Annotated in this window: 19 protein-coding genes and 1 tRNA gene; 12 read left to right on the top strand and 8 right to left on the bottom strand. The window is 70.8% G+C overall.

What is annotated here, in order from left to right; all coding sequences use genetic code 11:
* Window positions 1-62: 62 nt before the first annotated feature.
* Both CSIV_RS11450 and CSIV_RS11445 read left to right on the top strand, forming a co-directional pair.
* Window positions 63-1004, top strand: coding sequence for a LysR family transcriptional regulator (locus tag CSIV_RS11450; RefSeq protein ID WP_077051546.1), 942 nt, complete (start codon window positions 63-65; stop codon window positions 1002-1004).
* Between the two features lie 144 nt (window positions 1005-1148).
* Window positions 1149-1574 (top strand): hypothetical protein, encoded by a 426-nt coding sequence (locus tag CSIV_RS11445; protein ID WP_139340694.1) that lies wholly within the window; start codon window positions 1149-1151, stop codon window positions 1572-1574.
* Window positions 1575-1745: 171 nt separating this feature from the next.
* Here CSIV_RS11445 and CSIV_RS11440 read toward each other — a convergent pair.
* From CSIV_RS11440 to CSIV_RS11420, 5 genes are all read right to left on the bottom strand, one after another.
* Window positions 1746-1818: transfer RNA gene (locus CSIV_RS11440), tRNA-Ala, on the bottom strand.
* A 42-nt stretch (window positions 1819-1860) separates the two neighbouring features.
* A complete protein-coding gene (locus tag CSIV_RS11435) occupies window positions 1861-2766 on the bottom strand; it encodes a 3-methyladenine DNA glycosylase (protein WP_077051544.1) in 906 nt (301 codons plus the stop codon).
* A complete protein-coding gene (locus tag CSIV_RS11430) occupies window positions 2763-3473 on the bottom strand; it encodes an SOS response-associated peptidase (protein WP_077052631.1) in 711 nt (236 codons plus the stop codon). The genes CSIV_RS11435 and CSIV_RS11430 overlap by 4 nt, the downstream gene beginning before the upstream one ends.
* A gap of 190 nt (window positions 3474-3663) precedes the next feature.
* Window positions 3664-4695, bottom strand: a complete 1032-nt coding sequence (locus CSIV_RS11425; protein ID WP_077051543.1) for an App1 family protein — start codon at window positions 4693-4695, stop codon at window positions 3664-3666.
* A 5-nt stretch (window positions 4696-4700) separates the two neighbouring features.
* Window positions 4701-5381 (bottom strand): DedA family protein, encoded by a 681-nt coding sequence (locus CSIV_RS11420; RefSeq protein ID WP_077051542.1) that lies wholly within the window; start codon window positions 5379-5381, stop codon window positions 4701-4703.
* A gap of 42 nt (window positions 5382-5423) precedes the next feature.
* Between CSIV_RS11420 and pabB the strand changes: the two genes are divergently transcribed.
* Window positions 5424-6668: an aminodeoxychorismate synthase component I gene (gene pabB / locus CSIV_RS11415; protein ID WP_077051541.1), complete on the top strand. Its 1245-nt coding sequence runs from the start codon at window positions 5424-5426 to the stop codon at window positions 6666-6668.
* A gap of 91 nt (window positions 6669-6759) precedes the next feature.
* Window positions 6760-9336 (top strand): leucine--tRNA ligase, encoded by a 2577-nt coding sequence (gene leuS / locus CSIV_RS11410; protein ID WP_077051540.1) that lies wholly within the window; start codon window positions 6760-6762, stop codon window positions 9334-9336.
* A gap of 64 nt (window positions 9337-9400) precedes the next feature.
* Here the strand turns inward: leuS and CSIV_RS11405 are convergent, their stop codons facing one another.
* Window positions 9401-9901 carry a DUF2087 domain-containing protein gene (locus CSIV_RS11405; protein ID WP_077051539.1) on the bottom strand — a complete coding sequence of 167 codons (501 nt, stop codon included), beginning with the start codon at window positions 9899-9901 and terminating at the stop codon, window positions 9401-9403.
* A 108-nt stretch (window positions 9902-10009) separates the two neighbouring features.
* Here CSIV_RS11405 and CSIV_RS11400 point away from each other — a divergent pair, with 108 nt between their 5' ends.
* The 3 genes from CSIV_RS11400 (at window position 10010) to holA (ending at window position 14100) form a co-directional block, all read left to right on the top strand.
* A complete protein-coding gene (locus CSIV_RS11400) occupies window positions 10010-10630 on the top strand; it encodes a helix-hairpin-helix domain-containing protein (RefSeq protein ID WP_238592370.1) in 621 nt (206 codons plus the stop codon).
* Entirely contained in the window at window positions 10627-12933 is a 2307-nt protein-coding gene (locus CSIV_RS11395) for a ComEC/Rec2 family competence protein (RefSeq protein ID WP_139340693.1), read from the top strand. The genes CSIV_RS11400 and CSIV_RS11395 overlap by 4 nt, the downstream gene beginning before the upstream one ends.
* Before the next feature lie 129 nt (window positions 12934-13062).
* Complete coding sequence (holA, locus tag CSIV_RS11390) at window positions 13063-14100, top strand: DNA polymerase III subunit delta (RefSeq protein ID WP_077051537.1); 1038 nt, start codon at window positions 13063-13065, stop codon at window positions 14098-14100.
* A gap of 198 nt (window positions 14101-14298) precedes the next feature.
* On the opposite strand, the gene rpsT is transcribed toward holA, so the two are convergent.
* Both rpsT and CSIV_RS11380 read right to left on the bottom strand, forming a co-directional pair.
* Window positions 14299-14559 carry a 30S ribosomal protein S20 gene (gene rpsT / locus CSIV_RS11385; RefSeq protein WP_077051536.1) on the bottom strand — a complete coding sequence of 87 codons (261 nt, stop codon included), beginning with the start codon at window positions 14557-14559 and terminating at the stop codon, window positions 14299-14301.
* Window positions 14560-14678: 119 nt separating this feature from the next.
* Window positions 14679-15401 carry an alpha/beta hydrolase gene (locus tag CSIV_RS11380; RefSeq protein ID WP_077051535.1) on the bottom strand — a complete coding sequence of 241 codons (723 nt, stop codon included), beginning with the start codon at window positions 15399-15401 and terminating at the stop codon, window positions 14679-14681.
* 78 nt (window positions 15402-15479) lie between these two features.
* Between CSIV_RS11380 and lepA the strand changes: the two genes are divergently transcribed.
* The 5 genes from lepA (at window position 15480) to dnaJ (ending at window position 21502) form a co-directional block, all read left to right on the top strand.
* Window positions 15480-17324, top strand: a complete 1845-nt coding sequence (gene lepA / locus CSIV_RS11375; RefSeq protein WP_077051534.1) for a translation elongation factor 4 — start codon at window positions 15480-15482, stop codon at window positions 17322-17324.
* A gap of 25 nt (window positions 17325-17349) precedes the next feature.
* Window positions 17350-17994, top strand: a complete 645-nt coding sequence (locus tag CSIV_RS11370; RefSeq protein WP_077051533.1) for a DUF1990 family protein — start codon at window positions 17350-17352, stop codon at window positions 17992-17994.
* The gene (hemW, locus tag CSIV_RS11365; protein WP_077051532.1) at window positions 17994-19211 is read left to right on the top strand and encodes a radical SAM family heme chaperone HemW; all 1218 of its coding nucleotides are present in this window, start codon (window positions 17994-17996) and stop codon (window positions 19209-19211) included. Before CSIV_RS11370 ends, hemW begins: the two co-directional genes overlap by 1 nt.
* A gap of 81 nt (window positions 19212-19292) precedes the next feature.
* The gene (gene hrcA, locus CSIV_RS11360) at window positions 19293-20327 is read left to right on the top strand and encodes a heat-inducible transcriptional repressor HrcA (protein ID WP_077051531.1); all 1035 of its coding nucleotides are present in this window, start codon (window positions 19293-19295) and stop codon (window positions 20325-20327) included.
* Window positions 20328-20380: 53 nt separating this feature from the next.
* A complete protein-coding gene (dnaJ, locus tag CSIV_RS11355) occupies window positions 20381-21502 on the top strand; it encodes a molecular chaperone DnaJ (RefSeq protein WP_077051530.1) in 1122 nt (373 codons plus the stop codon).

Raw genomic sequence — 21502 nt, 5'->3', positions numbered from 1 at the left:
TCCTCGGTTGCGGCATCCATCGGGTAATCCGTCTGGACTATCCGCTCATATAGTCTTTCCCTATGGCCCGTCGTTCCAGCGGTGTGACGCTGCAGCAGCTCCAGTCCTTCATCGAGGTCGCCGCGGAGGGCTCCATCTCCGCCGCAGCCGACCTGCTCTACGTATCGCAGCCCACGATGTCGGCCGCGATGAAGGATCTGGAGACGAAGGTGGGTCGCTCGTTGCTCATCCGGTCGGCGCGCGGCATCGCGCTGACGACCGACGGTGTGGAATTCCTCGGATACGCGCGCCAGGTCGTGGAGCAGGTGGCCCTCCTCGAGCAGCGGTACCTGGGCGGCCCGGCGTCCCGACGCCTCCTGGGCGTGTCGGCGCAGCACTACTCGTTCGTCGTCGACGCGTTCGTCCGCATGGTCAAGGCCAGCGGGGCGGCACGATACGAGTTCTCCCTCCGGGAGACGCGGACGTGGGACATCATCGAAGACGTCCGGACGCTGCGCAGCGAACTCGGCATCCTGTACCGCAACGACTTCAACCGCGACGTCATCGACAAGCTCCTGCGCGACTCGGGGCTCACGTTCCATCCGCTGTTCCTCGCCGATCCTCACATCTTCGTCTCGCGGAAGAACCCCCTCGCGGCGCGCGAGCGCGTGACGCTCGACGATCTCGCCGGCCTGCCGCGCCTCACGTTCGACCAGGGCAACAACAACTCGTTCTACTTCGCCGAGGAGATCCTCTCGACCCTGTCCAGCGAGCAGGAGATCCGCGTGTCCGACCGCGCGACCATCTTCAACCTCATGATCGGCCTCGAGGGTTACACGATCTCGACCGGGATCATCAGCGACGACCTCGATCCCGAGATCGTCGCGGTGCCGCTCGACGTGGACGAACGCATCGAGATCGGGTGGATCGCCCACTCCGCGATCCCGCTCACCGAACAGGCGCAGCGCTACCTCGACGAGGTGCGAGCCGTCGTGCGGGAGTTCGACGTCGTGGTGCTGGGGTAGGTCGGAAACGGGCATCCGGTCGTGGCCGACCCGCGCCCGGAGTGGGAGTTCACGCAGGATTCGGAGCAGCAGGCACGTCGGAGGGCTAGGTTGTCACAACGACACCCACGGAGTGATTCGGCGAGTTCATGAACGGAGAGGGATATGCGAACGAGTACGCGGATTGCCACACTCGCCGCCGGATCGGGTCTCATGCTCGCGTGCACGGCCTGCTCACCGGAGGCGGCCGTCTACGGCTCCGACGGGGCTGCCGTGAGAGCCGTCAGCAATGACGTCATCTCGGAGGTCACCGCCTCCGGGCAGTACGGAAGGGTATGCGCGGACGCTTCGGTGGACTTCGGGGATCCGACCTCGTGGGACGGCTTGTCGGCCGGCGAGCCGGAGAAGTTCGACGGTGAGCAGTGGGAGGAATACGCCGACCTCTCCCCGACATGGTTCATCAACGTCTCACAGTCGCGGCCTGACGAGGGGGCAAGTGGTCGAGAAGTACCTGCGGTTCTCTTCTTCCGCGGCGAGGCCGACGATCTTTGTGTCGCGGGCGTGGCCTTCGGGACACGCGTCTCGTCGTGACCGCTTCTCTGCGAGACGAACGACACCCCCGTCCGCACGCGGGTGTCGTTCGGCGTTTCGACCCATTCCGTGACGATGGACGTGCCGATCGCGTGTTCGGACTCCGGATACTGCAAGGCGCCCGGAAACGCAGAATGCCCCGCGAGATCACTCGCGGGGCATTCGATTCGGTGGACCTGAGGGGACTCGAACCCCTGACCCCCTGCATGCCATGCAGGTGCGCTACCAGCTGCGCCACAGGCCCGTTTTCTGTTTTCGCCCCGTTCGAGGCAACTCCATGAGCTTACTACACGGATTCCAGGCGCAGGAAATCGGCTCCACCGGGCGTGTCGTCGCCCTCCGTGACCGCGGCGACGAGCGCTGTCCGCAGCGCCTGCGAACGCTCGCTCAGGGCGCGCTGACGGGCGACGTACTGCGCTTTGCCTTCCGGGGTCTCGATCGCGACGGGGGAGTAGCCCCAGTCGGCGAGGTCGTAGGGCGACGCCTTCATGTCGAGCGTGCGGATGTCGCGTGCCAGCTCGAACGCGTCGAGCAGGATCTCGCCGGGCACGAGCGGGCCGAGCTTCACCGCCCACTTGTAGACGTCCATGCCGGCGTGCAGACATCCGGGCTGCTCGACGTCGATCTGCCCCTCGCGGGCGAGCGGGGTCCGGTTGCGCGGAACCGCCTCGGGCGTGAAGAACCGGAACGCGTCGAAGTGGGTGCACTTGAGATCGTGCGCCTCGACCACGGCATCCGTGCCGTCGCGCCCGAGACGCAACGGCACCGCGTGGCGCACCTCGTCGGCGCGGAACGCCATGGCCCACTCGTGCAGCCCGAAGCACCCGAACTGAGCCGGGCGGGCAGCGGTGGCCCGCAACAGGTTCACCACGCCGCGGTACAGCGAACCGCGGTCGCGGCGGAACGCCTCGGCATCCACCTCCGTCCCCTCCGGCGCGACCCGGTACCAGCGCCAGGACGCGCGCTCGTCGGCCTCGGCCAGCACGATGCCGGGACCGGGATGCCACCGTCGAAGGATCGCCGGCTTGTACGAGTAGTACGTGAAGAGGAAGTCTTCGACCGGATGCTTCTGCCCCCGGGACGCGCGGGCGCGGTGAGCGGCCGTCAGCGCGTCGGCGCGTTCGGCGTGCGCGTCCGCCCGCGCGGTCCACTCCGCGCGCGGAAGCACGTCCGTCTCGAGGAGCGTCGTCATTCGACCGGCTCGATGAGGTCGGGGCTGTCGTTGCGGACGTTCCCGACCGCGGACGACACGACATGGTCGTCGAGCGTCTCAGCGACGTCGGGGGCGGCGTCGACCGCGGCATCCAGGATGTCGCCGACGTTCTCGGTCGTCGGGTCGAGCCAGAAGTCGGCGAAGTCGGGGTCCATGAACAGCGGCATCCGGTCGTGGATCGACCCGAGGCGGCCGATCGCGTCGCGCGTGAGGATCGTGCAGCTGAGGACCCAGCGAGTCGGGTCGTCTTCCGCCTTGGCGGGATCCTTCCACCACTCGTAGAGCCCGGCGAAGAACAGCGGCGAGCCGTCGGCGGGATGGATGTAGTGCGGGGTCTTGCCCGCCTCGGTGGTCTTCCACTCGTAATAGCCGGAGGCGGGGATCACCGCGCGACGCTTGATCAGGGCGTTGCGGAACATCGGCTTGTCTTCGATCTCTTCCGACCGCGCGTTGAACGCCCGCGCGCCGATCTTGACGTCTTTCGCCCAGCCGGGGACGAGCCCCCACCGTGCGACCTCGAGGCGCCGCACGGGCGGCTCGGTCTTCACCGAGTCGAGCACGATAGCCACGGATGCCGTGGGCGCGATGTTGTACGACGGCGGCGGCAGCTCATCGGTCTCGACGTCGACGCGCAGCACCCCCACGAGCTCGGATGCCACGTTGGCCACGACGAATCGACCGCACATGCCTCCACCGTACGCGGGGGTTCCGACATCGGCGGCGGTGCGGGTGGGGTTGTGGCCGGCGCGGATCGCCCGTCCGAGCCGTCCGGCGGCGCGGTCTGTGCCCTGAGACAGCACGCGCCTGACATCTCCGTTGCAGGCTGCAGTGGGTTCGTCAGCCAGGTGCAGTCTCGCGGCCCCGGCGGCGGCGGCGTCAGGCGTCGCCGGCGATGACGCCGACGTCCTCGAGACGCTCGAGGAGTCCGGCGCCGTCGGATTCCGAGACCCACGGCACGTCGGCGGCGGAGTGGTCGTCGACGGCCGTGCGACCACCGGCGAGCACCGCCTCGGCGGGGAGCAGGCGCCGGATGGCGACGGCGGCCACGCTCTCGGGGTGCTCGATCGCGAACTGCGTGTAGATCGCGTCGTCGTGCTGTCCGTCGTCGCCGACCAGGAGCCACTTCACGTTCGGGAACTCGGTGGCCAGTCGCCGGAGGTTGCCCTCCTTGTGGTCGCGGCCGCTGCGGAACCACCGGTCGTGCGTCGGCCCCCAGTCGGTCAGCAGGAACGCGCCCGCGGGGAAGAGGTGCCGGCGCATGAAGCGCGTGAGCGTCGGCGCCACGTTCCACGCGCCCGTGGAGAGGTAGATCACGGGGGCACCGGGGTGCTCACGCGAGAGCCGCTCGAGCATCACGGCCATGCCGGGGACGGGCTGGCGGGCGTGCTCGTCGACGACGAAAGAGTTCCAGGCGGCGAGCAGGGGGCGGGGGAGAGCCGTGACCATGACGGTGTCGTCGACGTCGCTGACGACGCCGAAACGCACGCCCGAGCCGACGACGAACACCCGGGTCTCGGTCGGTTCGCTGCCCTCGACCGTCATCGTCACGGTCTGCCATCCGGGAGGAAGCGACGCGGGGAGCTTCGCGTCGATGACGCCGCCGCGGTCGGCGACGACCTCGTGCGCGACTCCCTCGATCGTCACCCTGACCTGGGCGTACCCGACCGGGACCGCGGCGAAACTGCGCCATCCCCTCAGGCTCGCGAAGTCGCCGGTGGACGTGCGCTTGACCGGGGGAGCGATGAGGACGCGGCCCAGGACGCGAACCCACTCCTCGGTCCCGTATCCCGGGAAGCCGGTGACGGAGGGGCGGAGACCGCGAGCCCGCGCGCGACGCTCGCGCCAGGCATGGAAGCGGTACTCCAGGCGGGCGAACCAGAGCACTTTGGCGCGAGGGGAGCGAGGCATCCCGCTCAGTCTTTCACGTCGTCGCCCGCCGGTTCGAGGGAGTCGTGCTCTTCGGCGAGATGCCGGCGCTCGATGCGCTCCAACACCTTCTTGCCGATGTAGACCAGGAGGAGGAAGACGACGATGATCCCGACGAAGACGTACCCGGCGTAGTGGATGCGGTCGGCGAGCTCGCGATAGGTCCCCGCGGCCGTGGCGGCGACGGTGATGTAGAGGCCGGCCCAGACGATGCACGCGGGCGCCGTCCACGCCAGGAACCGTCGGTAGCGGTAGCCGCTCATGCCGACCGTCAGCGGCACGAGGGAATGCAGCACGGGGAGGAAGCGCGACAGGAAGATGGCGGGGCCCCCGCGACGGCGGAGGTACCGGTCGGCACGCTCCCAGTTGCGGTCGCCGAGCTTCTGCCCCAGACGGGAGGCGCGGATGCGCGGACCGAAGTAGCGTCCCAGCCAGAAGCCGAGGCTCTCGCCGGCGAGCGACCCGATCACGACGGCCACCCCGAGCAGGATCCCCTCCAGCGGCGACGCGATCGCCGTGCCCGCGACGATGACGACGGTGTCGCCGGGGACCACGAGACCGACCAGCACGCTGGTCTCCAGCATCATCGCGACTCCGGCGACGAGCGTGCGCACCACGGGGTCGACGTTCTGGACGACGTCGAGCAGCCACGTGAGGATCTCGTTCACCTCGCTCAGCCTACGGGCGTCCGCGCGGCCTAGCCTGGGAGCGTGCCGCGTTCTGTCTCCCCGGTCGCCCTGCCGCGGTGGCGCGACCCCGACGACGTCTTCTCCACCCTGTTCGCCACCGCACCGCACGCGTTCTGGCTCGACGCGGGCCCCGACGCGTCGTCGGGCTGGAGCTACCTCGGCACCGGGCATCCCGTCCCCGGCGCAGAGCCCTTGGCTGTGGATGCCACGGCCCACGCGGACCTCGAGGGTCCCGCCTTCCGCGGCGGCTGGGTGGGCTGGATCTCGTACGAGGGCGTCCCCGCGTGGCTCCGCGTCGAGGAGTTGCTCGCGTTCGACCACGCCGCGCGCCGTGTCTGGGCGTTCTCGGCGGCAGGTTCCGCGGAAGAACTCGCGCGCACCGCGGACGGCGCCGGGATCGCTCCGGCCGTCCCGGATGCGGAACACCGGGGCGCGGCATCCGCGCGCCACACACCCGAGGAGTACGCGGATCTCATCGCGGCCTGCCGGGAGCGCATCGCCGACGGCGACGCCTACCAGCTGTGCCTCACCACCCGCTTCCGGCTGTCGGGGACCGCCGACGCCCTCGCCGTGTTCCGCCGCCTGCGACGGCAGGCGTCGTCGCACCACGGCGGGTTCGTCCGGCAGGCCGACACGGCGCTCGTGAGCGCGTCGCCCGAGAGGTTCCTCGAGGTGCGCGGGGGCCGCGTCCACACCCATCCGATCAAGGGCACGCGCCCGCGGCATCCGGACCCCGTTCACGACCGCGCCCTCGCCGAAGACCTTCGGACGGATGCCAAGGAGCGCGCCGAGAACGTCATGATCGTCGACCTCATGCGCAACGACCTGTCGCGGGTGTGCGAGCCGTCGTCGGTGGGCGTCGACCGGCTGCTCGAGGTCGAGACGTACCCCACGGTGCATCAGCTGGTCAGCGAGGTCTCGGGCACCCTGCGCGCCGGGACGACGGTCGGCGACCTCGTGGCCGCGGCGTTCCCGGCCGGGAGCATGACGGGCGCCCCGAAGGCGTCGGCGATGGAGATCCTCGCGGGCCTCGAGGGCGCACCGCGCGGCGTCTACTCCGGCGCGTTCGGGTGGATCGGCGACGACGGCGCGGCCGACCTCGCGATGGTGATCCGCAGCATCGTCGTCGAACCGGATGCCACCTGGGTCGGCGCCGGCGGAGGGATCACGTGGCGGTCGGTCGCGGCATCCGAGGTCGCCGAAGTGGGGATCAAGGCGCGGGCTCCGCTCGCCGCCGTCGGCGCGGTCGTCCCGCCCGGATGGTGAGCGCCCGCCGGCGCCGGAAGGCGTGTCGCGGGGTCCGGTAGCCTGGACGTTGGCCCTTGTGGTCTCCCGACTTTCACGATTGGTCTCACCCGTGTCACAGAACGTTCCTTCCGTGCCGTCCGTCGACGGAGGCTTCGACCCCCATGCGATCCAGGCGAAGTGGCAGCAGGCGTGGGCCGAGAAGGACCCGTTCCGCGCCGGCGGCGACGGCGACACGCGTCCGCGCAAGTACGTGCTCGCGATGTTCCCGTACCCCTCGGGCGACCTCCACATGGGGCACGCCGAGAACTACCTCTACTCCGACATCGTCGCGCGCTTCTGGCGCCACCGCGGATACAACGTGCTCAACCCCATCGGGTGGGACTCGTTCGGCCTGCCCGCCGAGAACGCGGCCATCAAGCGCGGGGCCGACCCCGTCGAGTGGACGTACGCGAACATCGCGCAGCAGAAGGAGAGCCTGAAGGACTACGGCGTCTCGTTCGACTGGAGCCGCGTGCTGCACACCAGCGACCCCGAGTACTACCGCTGGAACCAGTGGCTGTTCCAGAAGCTGTACGAGAAGGGCCTCGCGTACCGCAAGGACGCGCTGGTGAACTGGGACCCGGTCGACCAGACGGTGCTCGCCAACGAGCAGGTGCTGCCCGACGGCACGAGCGAGCGCAGCGGCGCCGTCGTGGTGAAGAAGAAGCTGACCCAGTGGTTCCTGCGGATCACCGACTACGCCGACCGGCTGCTCGACGACCTGAACCAGCTCGAGGGGTTCTGGCCGCAGAAGGTCATCCAGATGCAGCGCAACTGGATCGGTCGCTCCATCGGCGCGGACATCACCTTCGAGATCGAGGGCCGCGCCGAGAAGATCACGGTGTTCTCCACTCGTCCCGACACCCTCCACGGCGCGACGTTCTTCGTCGTGGCGCCCGAGTCCGACCTCGCGGCCGAGCTCGCGGCATCCGCCGACATCGAGGTGCGGCAGAAGTTCCAGGCGTACCTGCAGGAGGTGCAGCGCGCGACCGACATCGAGCGGCAGGCCACCGACCGTCCGAAGACCGGTGTGTTCCTCGGCCACTACGCGATCAACCCGATCAACGGCGAGAAGCTGCCGATCTGGGCCGCCGACTACGTACTGGCCGACTACGGTCACGGAGCCGTCATGGCCGTGCCCGCGCACGACCAGCGCGACCTCGACTTCGCCCGCGCGTTCGACCTGCCCGTCAAGGTCGTCGTCGACACGAACGCCCCGGTCACGGGTGCGATCCCGGTCATCGAGCTCGACGAGGACGGCGTGCCGATCGACCCGCTGGGCGACGTCGACGACCTCGACCCCGCGAAGACCGGTGTCGCGCTGACCGGCGACGGTCGCATGATCAACTCCGGATCGCTGAACGGCCTGTCCAAGCGCAACGCGATCGCGCGCATGATCGAGGAGCTCGAGGCGAAGGGCGTGGGCCGCGCCGCCAAGACCTACCGCCTGCGCGACTGGCTCATCTCGCGTCAGCGCTACTGGGGCACGCCGATCCCGATGCTGCACGCCGAGGACGGCACCATCGTGCCCGTGCCCGCGGACGAGCTGCCCGTCGTGCTGCCGTCGGTCGAGGGCCTCGACCTCAAGCCCAAGGGCTCGTCGCCGCTGGGCGCCGCCACCGACTGGGTGGAGGTCACCGACCCCGAGACCGGCCAGAAGATGCTGCGTGACCCCGACACGATGGACACGTTCGTCGACAGCTCGTGGTACTTCCTGCGCTTCCTGTCGCCCAACGACCCCAACGAGGCGTTCTCGCTGCCCGAGGCCCGCAAGTGGGGTCCGGTCGACTTCTACATCGGCGGTGTCGAGCACGCGATCCTGCACCTGCTGTACGCGCGCTTCATCACGAAGGCGCTGTTCGACATGGGCCTGGTGGAGTTCACCGAGCCGTTCTCGAGCCTGATCAACCAGGGCATGGTGATCCTCGACGGCGCGAAGATGTCCAAGAGCAAGGGCAACCTGGTGCTTTTCCAGGAGGAGCTCGACGCCCACGGCGCCGACGCGCTGCGCGTCGCCCTGGCCTTCGCCGGCCCGGTGGAGGACGACAAGGACTGGAACGACGTCTCCACCACGGGGGCGGCGAAGTTCCTCGCGCGCGCCCTGCGCATCGCGCACGACGTCGACAGCGAGACCGACGTGGTGTGGGCCGAGGGCGATCAGGCTCTCCGCCGTGTCACGCATCGCCTGCTGGCCGAGGCGCCGAACCTCATCGAGCAGACGAAGTTCAACGTCGTCGTCGCCCGCCTCATGGAGCTCGTCAACGCCACCCGCAAGGCGATCGACGGCTCCGCCGGCGCGAGCGACCCCGCCGTCCGCGAAGCGGCGGAGGTCATCGCGATGACCCTCGACCTGTTCGCCCCGCACACCGCGGAGGAGATGTGGCAGACGCTCGGCTACGACGGGTTCGTCGGCCTGCAGACCTGGCGTCAGGCCGACCCGACGCTGCTCGTGGAAGACACCGTGACCGCGGTCGTGCAGATCGACGGCAAGGTGCGCGGCACGCTCGAGGTCTCGGCCAAGATCGGCGCCGACGCGCTGGAGGCCGCCGCCCGCGCCGACGAGAAGGTGCGGCGGGCACTGGGCGACCGTGAGATCGTGCGTGCGGTCGTGCGTCCGCCCAAGGTGGTCAGCTTCTCGACGAAGTAGTTCGTCGTTCCGGATGCCACGTCCCCTGACGCTCTGCGGAGCGCGGGGGCGTGGCATCCGTCGTTCACGGACGCGCCAGGGCGTACTCGGTGCCGGAGCGCGTGCGCTCGATGAGGCCCTCGTCGACCAGGTAGCGGCGGATCGCGGCGACGTCGTCGACGATGTCGGCGAGCCGGTCGTTGATCTGGCGCTCGGTGAGGCGTTCGCCGTCGGAAAGGACCCGGGACGCCACGGCGGCGAGGACCTCGCGTCGGTCGCCGGCCCGTGAGGGGTAGTCCGTGAGGCGGCCGTCGGTGAAGAACCGGTCGACGCCGGTCGGGCGTGCGGCACGGGGTGCGGCTTTCAGGGCATCGGCGAAGACCGCCGGCGAGGCGGAGTAGCCCTGGGGCGTCTCGGTGAGGAGCCCGGCCGAGGTGAGCGCCGTGACGACCCGGCGGGCGCGCGCGGGCGTCAGCGCGTCGAGGGTGGGGGTGGCCGACTCGCCGAGGACAACGCGGGCGTACACCTCGCGGGCGGAGTCGTCGGCCAGCGCGGCGAGAATGGCGCGCCAGGCGTTCTCGTTCATCCCTCCAGGCTAGGCGCGAGTCCTCCCCAGCGGACTGATTCCGCGGGCTGTCCACCGTTCGGGGCTCCTCGGCTCCGGGCCCGTGGTCCGACTTCGTAGCGTGCTCGGGTGGCCACCGTCCCCGACACCGATCCGCCGTCGCTCCGGCTGCCTCCGCGACGGCGGCTCGGCGTGGGGGCCGTGATCGTGCTGGTGCTGCTCGCCTTCGCGGTGACGGTGGGCATCGGGATCTTCCGCGGCGCAACGGGCGCAGAGACGGTAACGGCGTCGTCCACACCGGCGCCGGACGTGAGCGGGGCACCCGCCGCCGGCGTGTACGTGCACGTCGCCGGTGCCGTCCGCGCGGCCGGCCTCTACCGGCTCGAGGTCGGCGACCGGGTCGCGGATGCCATCGCCCGAGCGGGCGGATTCGCCGACGACGCCGCCCGGGACGGGGTGAACCTGGCGCGCACCGTGACCGATGGCGAGCAGATCGTCGTCCCCGTCGTGGGGGCCGAGCCGACGACCGCGGCGGCGGGCGGCAGCACCGCCTCTTCCGGTCCGCTCGACCTCAACACCGCGACGCGAGAGCAACTCGACGCCCTGCCCCGGATCGGTCCGGCACTGGCCGACCGCATCCTCGCCTGGCGTGAGGAGAACGGCCGCTTCACGAGCGTGGACGACCTGGGATCGGTTCCCGGCATCGGCGACAAGATGCTCGCGAGCCTGCGCGATCTGGTGCGCGTGTGAGCGAGCGGAAGGCCCTCCGGAGGCGGGCGTGGCGAACGGTCGCCGTGGCGGTCGGCACGTGGATCGCGGCGGCCGTCACGACCGCGACGCCGGAGGCGGGGCCGGTGGCGGTCGGCCTCGGTCTGGCCGCCGCGGCCGTCGGCGCCGTCTTCGTCCGGCTCCGGCACCCGGCCCTGCTGGTCGCGACCGTCGTGTTGGCGTGCGCCGCCGCCACGGGAGGGACCGTCGCCGCGCTCACCCCCACGCGCCAGGCCGTCGCCGACCTCGAGGTCAACGGGGGCCGTCATCTGCGCGTGACCGCCACCGTCACCGGGCATGTGTCGGGCAGCGCCGACGGCGGGGCGTGGTTCGACGCGACGGTGACGAGCGTCTCCGCGGGCCAGATCACCGTGCGCGGCGTGATTCCCGCGCGGATCGGTGTCGACGCCGAGGAGCGCGAGCGTCTGTCCGCCGCGGGGCAGGGGAGCGAGGTCGTGGTGTCCGGGCGCGCGATCCCGGCCGATCCGGCCGAACGGGCGATCCTCGTGCTCCGGGCCGACGACGTGGAGCGCGCCCCTCCGCCGCGAGGCGTGTGGGCGGCATTCGAGGATCTGCGCGACGGGCTCGTCGCCTCGACCCGAGGACTACCGCAACCCGGCGCCGGCCTCATCCCCGGGCTGGCCGTGGGCGACACGTCGAGCCTCGACCCCGTCACCGAGACGGCGATGAAAGCGTCCTCGCTCTCACACCTCACCGCGGTGTCCGGAGCCAACTGCGCCCTCGTGGTCGGTACGGCCTTCGCACTCCTGGCCGCGTGCGGTGCGCGTCGCTGGGTCCGGGTGACCGGCGCCCTCCTGGTGCTCGCCGGGTTCGTCGTCCTCGTCACGCCCGAGCCGAGCGTGGTGCGGGCCGCGGCGATGAGCGCGATCGGCATCCTGGCCCTCGGGTTCGGCAGACCCACCGTCGGGATCGCCGTCCTCGCCGCCGCGGTCACCGCACTCCTCATCGCCGACCCGTGGCTGTGCCGATCCCTCGGCTTCGCGCTGTCGACCGCGGCCACCGCCGCTCTCCTCGTGCTCGCCCGGCCTCTGGCCGACGGACTCGGGCGATGGATGCCGCGCCCCCTCGCCCTCGCCCTGGCGGTGCCGACGTCGGCACAGCTGGTGTGCGGCCCGCTCATCGTGCTGATCGACCCGCACGTGCCGCTGCTGGGCATCGCGGCGAACCTGCTCGCCGACCCGGCGGCGGCGCCCGCGACGATCGCCGGCGCGCTCGCGTGTGTCGCGCCGTTCCCGTGGCTGCGCGACGGGCTGACGGCTCTGGCGTGGATCCCCGCCGCGTGGATCGCCGGCGTCGCGCACACGACGGCGTCGTCGACGGCCCAGAACCTCCCCTGGCCGGACGGTCTCCCGGGGGCGGCCCTCCTTGCGGTGGTCGGTGCCGCGATCGCGGTCGCCGTCACGCGCCCGCGGCGGGTGCCGCGACTGACCTCGCTCGCCACCCTGGTCGTCGCGATCCTCGTCGGCGCGGCCGGGGGGACGAGCACGATCCGCACGGTCGCGGGCCCCCTCACCGTGCCGACGACATGGCAGGTGGCCATGTGCGACGTCGGGCAGGGGGATGCCACGCTCTGGCGCTCCGGCGACGCCGTGGCGCTCGTCGACACCGGTCCAGAACCCGAACCGCTCGCCGCGTGCCTTCAAACGTTCGGAATCGATCGCCTCGACCTGGTCGTCCTCACGCACTTCGACAAGGACCACGTCGGCGGGTCCGCCGCCATCCTCGGGAAGGCGGATGTGGTGGTGCACGGACCCACCGGCGAAGCCGCCGACCAGAGGCTGCTCGACCGGTTCTCCACCGGTGGCGCCCGCGTGATCCCCGCCACGATCGGGATGACGGGACAGGTCGGCGACACCCGCTGGCAGGCTCTCGGCCCGTTGCCGGGCATGGAACCGGGCAACGACGCCAGCGTCGCGATCGACGTCACGGGCACGGGATTCCCCCGCACCGTGATGCTCGGCGACCTCGGCGCCGAGCCCCAAGCCGCCCTGCTCCGCCGCATCGACGTTCCCCGCGTCGAGATCGTGAAGGTCTCCCACCACGGCAGCGCCGACCAGGACCCCGCCCTCTACGAGCGTCTCCACGCCGACCTCGGGCTCATCGGCGTCGGCGCGGGGAACACGTACGGGCATCCGACGGAGCGTCTTCTCGACATCCTGCGGGCGAATGGGACGGTGGCTGCCCGCACCGACACCGACGGCATCCTCGCGGTCTGGCGCGGCGACGAAGGGAAGCTGACGCTGTGGCGCCAGCGGGCGCCGTGATCGTGGGGGGCCGGGTGCCCGCCGGGCGCGGCCGTGGCGGCGCCGCGAACCTCCGGGCGCGGAACGGTCGCCGCCGGGAGGGGCCGCGCCCCCGGCATCCGTGTCCGACCCGGTCGGTAGGCTGGAGGAGTGACCCCGGCACCCCGACGCTCCGCCCCCGCGAAGGCCAAGTCGGCGATCCCGCAGATCGGCTGGCGCACCCCGCAGCCCGCGCCGATCGTGCTCGTCTCAGGTCCTGAAGAGGTGTGCGCCGAGCGCGCGATCGCGGGCGTTCGCGAGTTCCTCAAGAGCGAAGACCCGAGCCTCGAAGTCACCGACGTCCGCGCCGACGACTACACCGCCGGAACCCTGCTGGGCGTCACGTCCCCCTCGCTGTTCGGCGAACCGCGCCTCGTGCGCGTCGGGGGGGTCGAGAAGTGCTCCGACACGTTCCTCACCGAGGCGTTGGCCTACCTCGAGCACCCGCAAGACGGGGCGACCGTCGTCCTGCGGCACACCGGCGCGAGCGTGCGCGGCAAGAAGCTGCTGGATGCCATCCGTGCCGGCCAGGGGAGCGGCATCGAGATCGCGTGCCCCGCGATCAAGCGCGACTCCGACCGTTTCGACTTCGCCGTCGGCGAGTTCAAGGCCGCGCAGAAGAAGATCGCCCCGGTCGCGCTGCGCTCCCTCGTCTCGGCGTTCGCCGACGACCTCACCGAACTCGCCGCCGCGTGCCAGCAGCTGATCGCCGACGTCCCCGGCGACATCGACGAGCGCACCGTCGAGCGCTACTACGGCGGCCGCGTCGAGACCTCCGCGTTCACCGTCGCCGACACGGCGATCGCCGGTCACTACGGCCAGGCCCTCCTCGCGCTGCGGCACGCCCTGGCATCCGGAGCCGACCCCGTCCCGCTGGTCGCTGCGGTCGCGATGAAGCTGCGCACGATGGCGCGCGTCGCCGGCAACCGCGAATCGTCGGGCGCGCTGGCACAGCGCCTCGGCATGAAGGACTGGCAGGTCGACCGCGCGCGCCGCGACCTCGTCGGCTGGAGCGCCACGACCCTCGGTATGGCGATCCACGCCACCGCGCGCGCCGACGCCGAGGTGAAGGGCGCCTCGCGCGACGCGGTCTTCGCCCTCGAGCGCATGATCACGATCATCGCGACCCGCCAGCCTTACGGCCGCTGACCGCGCCCGACTCTGATCGCGGGTCCGACGAGGCCGAGCTGGCCGAGGCGGCCAGGGTTTGGGGCGGGATCGGCCGTCTGGGGCGCGGCATTCCTCGCCCCGAACAGAATCTCGCGCCCCAAACCCGCACCGCACCCCACCCCCGGAAACGACGAAGCCCGCCCCGCGATGCGGGACGGGCTGTCGAAAGGATGCGGCTCAGAGAGCGGCGACCTGCTTCGCGATGGCCGACTTGCGGTTCGCGGCCTGGTTCTGGTGGATGACACCCTTGCTCACGGCCTTGTCGAGCTTCTTGCCGGCGAGGACGAGCGCCTTCTCGGCGGCTTCCTTGTCACCGGCGAGGACGGCCTCGCGCGTGCGACGCACGTGCGTGCGCAGCTCGCTCTTGACGGCCTTGTTGCGCTCGCGCGCCTTCTCGTTGGTCTTGTTGCGCTTGATCTGCGACTTGATGTTCGCCACGTTCGACGGTCTTTCGTTTGAGTGAGTGTTGGAAGTGCCGGCCGAGCGGTAGAGGGGCGCTGTACCGGCGATCGTGGAGGTCGGGAAAAACCCCACACGCAAGCCAAGGACCGAGTCTATCAGGTCGTCGCTTCCACCGTGGTGAGCGCCACGTCGAGCAGCGCGTTGAACACCCGCGGTCGCATCGCCGTGACGAGGTGCGTCGTGCGGGGCACCACGATCACCTCCGCATCCCGCGCGATCGACGTGAAGAGCTTCTCATTGGCCCGCAGCTGATCCCACTGCCCGTTGATGAACCACATCGGCACGTCGATCCGACGCAGGGCCGCCAGCAGGTCGAGCACCGACAATGACGCGAGCGCGGTGTCCTGCGCGTCGAAGGCGTATCCGCCCGCACCGAAGTCGTGCCGCGTCTCGGTGGGCAGCGTCCGGTCGAGCACGTAGTTGGTCAACCCGAGGCCCCGGTCGGGCAGACCGTCGAACCGCCGCGCGAGGAAGCGGTACGCCGCGAGCCCGACCCCGCGCGGGATCGAGGTGCAGGACGCCGCGATGAACGCCGCGACCGGCGGTGGATCCTCGCGCCCGACGTAGTCGACGCACAGCAGCCCGCCCATCGAGTGCCCGACGAGCAGCACGGGCCCCCGGGTCGCGGCATCCTGAACCGCCCGGTCGATCGTCGCGAACGCCTCGTCGAGGGTGAAGACCTCGCCGCGGCGGGTTCCGTGCCCCGGCAGATCCACCGCGGTGACGGGGTTGCCGCGTTCTCGCAGGTGCTCGACCTGGGCCCGCCACATCGTCGCGGACGTCCGGATGCCGTGCACGAGCACGACCTGGACCGTCATGGCATCCAGCCTACGAACATCGTCTGTGCAGCGGCTCGGGACGGGGATGTCGCCGGTCGCCCGTAGAATCGACGGAACATGTCACCGCGCGCCCTGAAGCCCCTCGAGCCGTCCGCCACCCCGCCGGCGCAGATCCGCAACTTCTGCATCATCGCCCACATCGACCACGGCAAGTCGACGTTGGCCGACCGCATGCTGCAGATCACCGGCGTCGTCAGCGACCGCGACATGCGCGCGCAGTACCTCGACCGCATGGACATCGAGCGTGAGCGCGGCATCACGATCAAGTCGCAGGCCGTGCGGATGCCGTGGGCGATCGACGGCGAGACGTTCGCCCTGAACATGATCGACACGCCCGGCCACGTCGACTTCACGTACGAGGTCAGCCGTTCGCTCGCCGCGTGCGAGGGCGCGATCCTCCTCGTGGACGCCGCGCAGGGCATCGAGGCGCAGACGCTCGCCAACCTCTACCTCGCACTCGAGAACGACCTGACGATCATCCCGGTGCTCAACAAGATCGACCTCCCGGCGGCCGATCCCGAGAAGTACGCGGCCGAACTCGCAGGTCTCATCGGCGGCAAGCCGGAAGACGTGCTGCGGGTGAGCGGCAAGACGGGCATGGGCGTCGAAGAGCTGCTCGACCTCATCGTCGAGAAGATCCCGGCCCCCGTCGGCAAGGCCGACGCCCCGGCCCGCGCGATGATCTTCGACTCCGTGTACGACGCCTACCGCGGTGTGGTGACGTACGTCCGCATGGTCGACGGCGCGCTGTCGCCGCGCGAACGCATCCAGATGATGTCGACGACGGCGACGCACGAACTGCTGGAGATCGGTGTCTCCAGCCCCGAGCCGGTGCCCACCAAGGGTCTCGGCGTCGGCGAGGTCGGGTACCTGATCACCGGTGTGAAGGACGTGCGGCAGTCCAAGGTCGGCGACACGATCACCAACCACCGCAAGCCCGCCACCGAGGCCCTCGCCGGATACACCGACCCGAAGCCCATGGTCTTCTCGGGCATCTACCCGATCGACGGCAGCGACTACGCGGAGCTGCGCGAAGCCCTCGACAAGCTCAAGCTCTCCGACGCCTCGCTGCAGTACGAGCCCGAGACCTCGGTCGCGCTCGGCTTCGGCTTCCGCGCAGGCTTCCTGGGGCTCCTGCACCTCGAGATCATCACCGAGCGCCTCTCGCGCGAGTTCGGCCTCGACCTCATCACCACCGCCCCGTCGGTGACGTACGAGGTCACCACCGACACCGGCGAGACGGTCTCGGTCACCAACCCCAGCGAGTACCCCGACGGTCGCGTCGCCTCGGTGTCCGAGCCGATCGTGAAGGTCGGCATCCTGCTGCCGAAGGACTACGTCGGAACGGTCATGGAGCTGTGCCAGTCGCGCCGCGGCACGCTGCTCGGCATGGACTACCTCAGCGAGGACCGCGTCGAGCTGCGGTACAACATGCCGCTCGGCGAGATCGTCTTCGACTTCTTCGACCACCTCAAGAGCCGCACGCAGGGCTACGCGAGCCTCGACTACGAACCGGCCGGTCAGCAGACCGCCGACCTGGTCAAGGTCGACATCCTGCTGCAGGGCGAGAAGGTGGATGCCTTCAGCTCGATCGTCCACCGCGAGAAGGCCTACGCGTACGGCACGCTGATGGCCGAGCGCCTGCGCAAGCTCATTCCCCGGCAGCAGTTCGAGGTGCCCATCCAGGCCGCGATCGGTGCGCGCATCATCGCGCGCGAGACCATCCGCGCGATCCGCAAGGACGTGCTCGCCAAGTGCTACGGCGGTGACATCACCCGTAAGCGCAAGCTGCTCGAGAAGCAGAAGGAAGGCAAGAAGCGCATGAAGATGGTGGGCCGCGTCGAGGTGCCGCAGGAGGCGTTCATCGCCGCCCTGTCCGGCGACGTCGAGACCAAGAAGTAGCGCTTACAACCGAGAGGGGTGGATCATGCGCCGGCAGAACTTCACCGACGACACGGTCGACTACGCGGCGGTCGGCGCCACCCAGGCGCACGACCTGATGCAATATCCGCCGGAGCACTCGGTCCCCGCCGAGGACGCGTGGCGGATCGGCAGCGGCGAGGAGCGGTTCGTCGCGGCGGGCGAGCTCCTGCTGTCGTGGGCACCGCTGCGGTCCGAGGAGTTGAGCATCACCGACGTGCGCCCGGCGGCCGACGGCGGCTACTCGGGCGTCGGTTTCGACGCGGAGGGCGCCCCGATCGCCCCCAGCCGTCTCGAGTCCGAGCAGCGGTTCGCAGCCGACGGGACGCCGTTCGTCCGCCCCGGCACGAGCGTCCGCCTGCACGGCAAGGTCGACGGCCACCGCGCCGACGCCCATCTGCGCGTGATCTCGGTGTTCGAAGAGCCGCGGCGCGTGGGTTACATCCTCGGCACGGTCGGACACTCGATCGTCAGCGGCGAGGAACTGTTCTCGGTCGAGTGGCGCGACAACGACGAGGTGTGGTTCGTCGTGCGGGCCTTCGACCGCCCCACGGCGCCGTCGTACCGGGTCTTCCTCGGTCTCGTGCGCCGTCGCCGGCGGGCGCTGTTCCAGCGGTACCTGCGGGCGATCTCGCCGCTGTACACGTCCTGATGGGCGGACCGCTCCCGCTCGGCGACCCGGCCCCCGTCGACGGGCGACTGCCCGACGACCTGCCGCTCGATCCCGCCGCCGACTTCGGCGTGTACCTCCACGTCCCGTTCTGCCGGGTGCGCTGCGGCTACTGCGACTTCAACACCTACACCTCCAGCGAGCTCCGCGGTGCGCGCCAGGAGGACTTCGCCGACACGCTGGCCACCGAGGTGCGCCTGGCGGGCGGGGTGATGGATGCTGCGGGCGGGCGGCGCGCGGCATCCACCGTGTTCTTCGGGGGCGGCACCCCCACGCTGCTGCCGCCGGGGGATCTGGCACGGATGCTGGGAGCGGTGCGCGACGAGTTCGGCATCGCCGACGGTGCCGAGGTGACGGTGGAGGCGAACCCCGACACCGTCGACGACCGCGTCGCCGAGACGCTGGCGGCGGCGGGGGTGACACGGCTGTCGATCGGGATGCAGTCCGCGCAGCCGCACGTCCTGGCGGTGCTCGACCGCACCCACGACCCGCGCAATGTCGCGACGGCGGTCGCGTCGGCGCGCCGCGCCGGCCTCGACGTGTCGCTCGACCTCATCTACGGCGCGCCGGGGGAGTCGCTCGACGACTGGCGCGCGTCGCTCGAGACGGCGACAGCGCTGCGGCCCGATCACGTCTCGGCGTACGCGCTGATCGTCGAGGACGGCACGAAGCTCGCGCGCCAGATCCGCTCCGGCGTCGTGGCGATGCCGGATGACGACCTGCAGGCCGACATGTACGAGCTCGCCGACGACCTCCTCGGCGGTGCCGGCTACGACTGGTACGAGGTGTCGAACTGGGCGACCGAGACGTCCCACCGCTCGCGGCACAACCTCGCGTACTGGCGCGGCACCGACTGGTGGGGCTTCGGCCCGGGCGCGCACAGCCACGTCGCCGGACTCCGGTGGTGGAACGTGAAGCACCCCGCGGCGTATGCGCAGCGTCTGGCGGCGGGGGAGTCGCCGGCCGCGGCACGCGAGCGGCCGGACGAGACCGCACGGCGCCTGGAGTCGGTGCTCCTGCGCAGCCGGATCCGCGAGGGGCTGCCGGTGTCCGAACTCCTCGGCGCGGGCCGGAAGGCGGTGGCATCCCTCATCGCCGACGGCCTCGTCGAAGGACCGGATGCCGTGCGCGGGCGCATCGTGCTCACGCGTCGAGGCCGACTGCTCGCCGACGCCGTCGTCCGCGCCCTCACCGCCTGAGCGCGCTTCCGACTCCACGGCGGGCGCGTGCTCTAGAATTGGCACTCAGGTGACCGGAGTGCCAGGAGGAGGGAGCCGGCCATGGTGTCCGAACGCGGCTTGCAAGTGCTCCGCGCGATCGTCCAGGACTACGTCGACACGCGCGAACCCGTCGGCAGCAAGGCGATCGTCGAGCGGCACGCCTTCGGGGTGTCGGCGGCGACCATCCGCAACGACATGGCGCTGCTGGAGGACGAAGACCTCATCGTCGCTCCCCACACGTCGTCGGGGCGCGTGCCCACCGACAAGGGCTACCGCGTCTTCGTCGATCACCTCGCCGAGCTCCGCCCGCTCTCGTCGGCGCAGCGGAGCGCTATCACGTCCTTCCTCGACGAGGCCGGCGACCTCGACGACCTCCTCGCGCGGACGGTGCGCGCGCTGACGCAGCTGACCGGCCAGGTCGCGATCGTGCAGTACCCCTCGTTCGCCCGCGCCAACCTCTCGCACGTGGAGCTGGTCGCCCTCGGCGGCCCCCGTGTGCTGGTCATCCTCGTCACCGACACCGGCCGTGTCTCCGAGCGGATCGCCCTGGTCCCGTTCGAGCCGTCCGAGAGCGACATCGTCCAACTGCGGGCGCGGGTGGGCGCGCTGCTCGTGGGCCGCAGCGTCGCCGACTGCGCGCAGACGGTCGCGACGACCGACGGGCCGCGACCCGGCAACGCGCTCGACGCGATCGCCGATGCGGTGCTCCGCGTCGTCGGCGAAGAGCTCGAGGAGTTCCGTCAGGACCGCCTGGTCATGGCGGGCGCGGCGACCCTCGCCAAACGCGAATCCGACTTCCGCGGCAGCATCTACCCGCTTCTCGAGGCCATCGAGGAACAGGTCACGCTGCTGCGACTCATGACCGAGATGGTGGCCGACGAGCAGGGTCTTTCGGCCAGTATCGGCCGCGAGAACGAACCGTTCGGTCTGGTGGAGGCATCCGTCCTCGCGAGCCGGTACGACGGTTCCGCGGGCGGCGCGCGCGTGGGCCTGCTGGGCCCCATGCGCATGGACTACTCCTCCAACCTCGCGGCGGTCCGCGCCGTCGCGCACTACCTCACCCGGATGCTCGAAGACGACGACACCGCTCGTTGACGAGGACCGCACGGAAACGGAACGACCCCGCGTGAGCGGGCAGGAAGGCGATTGTGGCTGACCACTACGAGGTCCTCGGCGTCGCGCGCGACGCCGGCCCCGACGACATCAAGCGTGCGTACCGGCGTCTCGCGCGCGAGCTCCACCCGGACGTGAACCCGGGCGAGGACGCGTCCGAACGGTTCAAGCTCGTCACCCACGCCTACGACGTGCTGAGCGACCCCGAGCAGCGCCGCCGCTACGACATGGGCGGCGACCAGAACCCCTTCGGCGGCGGCGGAGCGGCCGGCTTCGGCGGCTTCAGCGACATCTTCGAGACGTTCTTCGGCGGCGCACAGGGCGGGGGCGGGCGCGGCCCGCGTCCCCGGTCCCGTCGCGAGCGCGGGCAGGACGCTCTCGTCCGCGTCACGCTCCAGCTCGGCGACGTCGTCTTCGGCGTGCACCGCGACCTCGAGGTCGACACCGCGGTCCTGTGCGAGACCTGCCAGGGCGCGTGCACGCAGCCCGGGACGGGCGAGGTCACCTGCGACATCTGCCACGGGTCGGGACACGTGCAGCGCACGGTCCGCAGCCTCCTCGGCAACGTCGTGACCAGCCAGCCCTGCAGCGTCTGCCAGGGCCACGGCACGACGATCCCGTACCCCTGCGGAACGTGCCAGGGTCAGGGGCGCGTCCGCGCCCGCCGCACGGTGTCGGTCGACATCCCCGCCGGCGTCGAGACGGGCCTGCGCCTGCAGCTCCCCGGCTCGGGCGAGGTCGGTCCCGCGGGCGGCCCGAACGGCGACCTGTACCTCGAGATCACCGTCGAGTCGCACGACGCCTTCAGCCGCGAGGGCGACGACCTGCTCGCGACCCTCGAGGTCTCGATGCCGGATGCCATCCTCGGCACCGCCACGACGATCGAGTCGCTCGACGGCAGCGTCGACCTCGAGGTGCGACCGGGCGTGCAGTCCGGTGACGTGCTGACGATCAAGGGCCGGGGCATCACGCCGCTGCGCGGCAGCCAGCGCGGCGATCTGAAGATCGGCGTGCACGTGGTGACCCCGACGCGACTGGACCACAAGGAGCGCGCCCTCATCGAGGAGTTCGCCAAGCGCACGAAGGCCCCCCAGCCGCGCCTGGCCGAGCACCAGCAGGGCCTGTTCTCGAAGTTCCGCGACCGCTTCCGGCACTGA

Source organism: Microbacterium sp. CSI-V (assembly GCF_001984105.1).
GTDB lineage: Bacteria > Actinomycetota > Actinomycetes > Actinomycetales > Microbacteriaceae > Microbacterium.
Note: the sequence above shows the minus strand (reverse complement) of the source record. Positions and strands in the feature narration are given on the sequence as shown.